A 3,870-nucleotide genomic window follows, 5' to 3' on the forward strand; every position below is an offset into this window, starting at 1 on the left:
GTCGAGGAATGCCTGCGCTACGATGCGCCGCTGCACATGTTCCTGCGCTATGCCTATGAAGAGATGGAAGCTGCTCCGGGCATTTTGCTCAAGCCCGGCGAGACGGTGGCGCTGCTGCTCGGCATGGCCAATCACGACCCGCTGGCTTTCGCCGGACCGGCCACATTCAACCCGGCGCGAACCGACCAAAAGAACGTGTCGTTCGGCGCCGGCATCCACTTCTGCATCGGCGCGCCGCTGGCCAGGCTGGAGTTGCAGGTGTCGCTGAAGACGCTGTTCGACCGGCTGCCGGATCTAGGCCTGACGGAAGAGCCGCGCTTCCGCGACACCTATCATTTTCATGGATTGGAAGCGCTCTCGGTGCGCTTCTGAACCGCAATAATCCGAAGATCTGAAAATGAGATTCGCCTTTCTGCAGGAACCGCCCTTCTGCTTCACCGATGCATCCGGGAAAGTCGGCGGCTGCGACGCGATGCTGGCCGAGAAGATCTTCGCGATGTCCCAAACGACGGCTTTCACGCCCGTCGAGACCGAATTCGCCGAGTTGCTGCCGGGACTGGCCGACGGCCGCTGGAACATGACCACCGGCCTGTTCATCTCCGAAGAGCGCAGCAAGCTGGTGGACTTCAGTCGCCCGATCTGGTCGCTGCCGGACGGCTTGATGGTTGCCAAGGGCAACCCGCTCGACCTTGAGGGCTATCGCTCTCTTGCAGGCCACCCTTCCGCGAGGCTTGGCGTGATATCGAACCAGATCCAGCATCGGACGGCCCTTGAGAATGGCGTGCCGCCGGAGCGGATCAGTGTGTTCGCCACGCAGGCCGAGGCAGCGGAGGCGGTGGCTATCGGCAGGGTGCAGGCCTATGCCAGCGTTGCCATGGCGCATCGCGGCTACATCGCGCGGCGACCGGCTGCGCTGGCCGATGTCATTGACGTTCCCGCGTCCGAACGGTTGCCCGCCGCCGGCGCGTTTGCCGTCGCTAAAGGCAACGACGCGTTGAGGCGGCGTGTCGATGACGGTCTGGGCGACCTGCTTGGAAGCCGGTGGCACCGCGACCTGATGGCCGGATTCGGTTTCTCCGGAGCGGACGTCGACCGGCTGCTCTAACAGCCCGGCAAGCGCGCTTCACAGCTTGATCACATATTCCTTCCGCGTCGTCTCCAGCACTTCCCAGGTTCCCTTGAAACCCGGCCGCAGCACAAAACTGTCGCCGGCCTTGACCGTGCGCGCGTCGCCGCCGTCTTCGGCGATCACCGAGACGCCGGACAGGATGTGGCAGAATTCCCATTCGTCATAGACGATGCGCCACTTGCCCGGCGTCGCTTCCCAGATGCCGGCATAAAGGCTGCCGTCCCGCTCCTCGACATTCCAGGTGCGGAATTTCGGATCGCCGGAGATCAAGCGGTCCGGGGCCGGCGCGCCGGCCTCCGGCTCGACAGTTTCGGGATCAACCGCGAGAAAGGCGGACATCGCGCTCAGACCTTGCTCAGCGCCTGTTCGAGGTCGGCGACGATGTCGTTGACGTCCTCGATGCCGATCGACAGGCGGACCGTGTCCGGGCCGGCACCGGCCTTTACCTTCTGCTCGTCGGACAGTTGCCGGTGCGTGGTCGAAGCCGGGTGAATGACCAGCGACTTGGTGTCGCCAACATTGGCGAGGTGCGAGAACAGTTCCAGCGCCTCGACGAACTTGACGCCGGCCTCGTAGCCGGCCTTGAGGCCAAAGGTGAAAACGGCGCCGGCACCCTGCGGCGAGTATTTCTTCTGCAGCGCATTGTTCTTGTCGCTCGGCAGTCCGGGATAGTTCACCCAGGCGACTTTCGGATGGTTGGAAAGCCAGGCGGCGACGCTCGCTGCGTTGTCGCAATGACGCTGCATCCTGAGCGGCAAGGTTTCCAGGCCGGTCAGGATCAGGAAGGCGTTGAAGGGCGAGATCGCCGGGCCGAGGTCGCGCAGGCCGAGCACGCGCGCGGCAATGGCAAAGGCGAAGTTGCCGAAAGTCTCGTGCAGGACGAGGCCGCCATATTCAGGGCGAGGCTCCGACAGCATCGGGTATTTGCCCGACTTCGACCAATCGAAGGTGCCGCCGTCGACGATGGCGCCGCCGATCGAATTGCCGTGGCCGCCGATGAACTTGGTGAGCGAATGCACCACGATATCGGCGCCATGCTCGATCGGCCGCACGAGATAGGGCGAGGCCAGCGTGTTGTCGACGATCAGCGGCAGGCCGTGCCTGCGAGCGATGTCGCCGATCTTCTCGATGTCGACGAAGATGCCGCCCGGATTGGCGAGACTTTCGATGAAGATCGCCCTGGTGTTGTCGTCGATTTGGCCCTCAAAGGTCGATGGATCGTTGGTATCGGCCCAGCGGACCTCCCAGCCATAATTCTTGAAGGCGTGGCCGAATTGGTTGATGGAGCCGCCATAAAGCTTTGTGGCAGATACGAAATTGTCACCCGGCCGCATCAGATTGTGGAAGACGATGACCTGGGCGGCGTGGCCGGAGGCGACGGCCAGCGCGGCAGTGCCACCTTCGAGCGCGGCGAGACGCTCCTCGAGAACCGCCTGCGTCGGGTTCATGATGCGGGTATAGATGTTGCCGAAGGCCTTCAGCCCGAACAGCGAGGCGGCGTGGTCGGCGTCATCGAAGACATAGGAGGTGGTCTGATAGATCGGCGTGGCGCGCGCGCCGGTCGCCGGGTCCGGCTTGGCGCCGGCATGGACGGCGAGCGTGTTGAAACCGGGCGTACGGGTCATCGAAGCCTCCCTCTCAAACTTGCGAAAATCGCCGGGCATTCTTGGCCAAGCGCGGTCGTGAATGCAAAGAACAAAATACCTTTCGGCGTGCGATCTGCGGCGAACGCCCGGGAAAATCCATTTCTTCCCGGAATAATTTTGCGCGCCTGGTTGTCCGTCTATTTCTGGCGCACGCCAAAACTCTGGAAACCCTTGCGCATCAATGGCTTCTTCGACGACAGCACGCCGGAGTTGACGCCGGTCCAGCCGATCTCGCCCGACAGCTTGCCATATTCGATCTTGGGACAGCGGTTCATGACCACCTTGATGCCGGCTGCCTCGGCGCGCGCGGCGGCCTCGTCATGGCGAACGCCGAGTTGCATCCAAACGACCTTCGGCAGCGGATCGAGCTTCAGTACCTGCTCGACGATGCCAGGGACAGCGGCCGAGCCGCGAAAAATGTCGATCATGTCAACCGGATGCGGCAGGTCGGCCAGGCTGGCATAGACCGTCTGTCCAAGGATCTGCTTGCCGGCATGACCGGGATTGATCGGCAACACCGAAAAACCCTTGGCCAGCAGATATTTCAGCACGAAATAGCTCGGCCGCACGTCGTTGGGCGAGGCGCCGACCATGGCAATGGTCTTCACCGAGTTCAGAATGCCGGCGATGTAGCTGTTGTCGTAGGCGTCGTGATTCATGGCTCGTCCTCATACAGCGCATCGGCGAGAAAGGCAGCCGGATCGCTGCAGAAGTCACGCATCATGCGAAAATGATCGGTGTCCTGAAAATCAATCAGATCGAGGCCGATGCGGCTGATGCGGAAGAGCCGCGCGTTCGGGCAGGCCATCAGTAACGGAGAGTGCGTCGCCATGATCACCTGCGCGGTGCCGGACCGCTCCATACGCTGAAGCAGCTTCAGCAACTCGATTTGGCGCGTCGGCGAGAGCGCGCTTTCGGGCTCGTCGAGGATGTCGATGCCCTGTCGTCGGCAGCGTTCCTCGAAGAAGCGGATGAACCCTTCGCCATGCGACCATGACAGGAAGTCCGGCGGCGCTCCGCCAGACTCCAGCGCCGCCTGGTCAAGATAACGAGCCACGGAGTAAAAGGACTCCGCCCGGAAGAACCAGCCCGCGG

Annotated in this window: 6 protein-coding genes; 2 read left to right on the top strand and 4 right to left on the bottom strand. The window is 62.7% G+C overall.

Going from position 1 to position 3,870, the window contains the following annotated elements; genetic code table 11:
• The coding region (locus EOA32_RS34405; protein WP_145971453.1) for a cytochrome P450 at positions 1–372 on the top strand (372 nt) is incomplete at its 5' end.
• Positions 373–397: 25 nt separating this feature from the next.
• Positions 398–1,105: a transporter substrate-binding domain-containing protein gene (locus tag EOA32_RS34410; RefSeq protein ID WP_095778663.1), complete on the top strand. Its 708-nt coding sequence runs from the start codon at positions 398–400 to the stop codon at positions 1,103–1,105.
• An 18-nt stretch (positions 1,106–1,123) separates the two neighbouring features.
• On the opposite strand, the gene EOA32_RS34415 is transcribed toward EOA32_RS34410, so the two are convergent.
• The 4 genes from EOA32_RS34415 to EOA32_RS34430 form a co-directional block, all read right to left on the bottom strand.
• Positions 1,124–1,468 (bottom strand): cupin domain-containing protein, encoded by a 345-nt coding sequence (locus EOA32_RS34415; protein WP_066989461.1) that lies wholly within the window; start codon positions 1,466–1,468, stop codon positions 1,124–1,126.
• Positions 1,469–1,473: 5 nt separating this feature from the next.
• The gene (locus EOA32_RS34420) at positions 1,474–2,754 is read right to left on the bottom strand and encodes an O-acetylhomoserine aminocarboxypropyltransferase (RefSeq protein ID WP_095778703.1); all 1,281 of its coding nucleotides are present in this window, start codon (positions 2,752–2,754) and stop codon (positions 1,474–1,476) included.
• 158 nt (positions 2,755–2,912) lie between these two features.
• Entirely contained in the window at positions 2,913–3,434 is a 522-nt protein-coding gene (locus tag EOA32_RS34425; RefSeq protein WP_066989458.1) for a CoA-binding protein, read from the bottom strand.
• A partial coding sequence (locus EOA32_RS34430; RefSeq protein WP_145971454.1) for an AAA family ATPase occupies positions 3,431–3,870 on the bottom strand: 440 nt, incomplete at its 5' end. The genes EOA32_RS34425 and EOA32_RS34430, both read right to left, overlap by 4 nt.

Source organism: Mesorhizobium sp. M1A.F.Ca.ET.072.01.1.1 (genome assembly GCF_004023325.1).
Classification (GTDB): Bacteria; Pseudomonadota; Alphaproteobacteria; order Rhizobiales; family Rhizobiaceae; genus Mesorhizobium.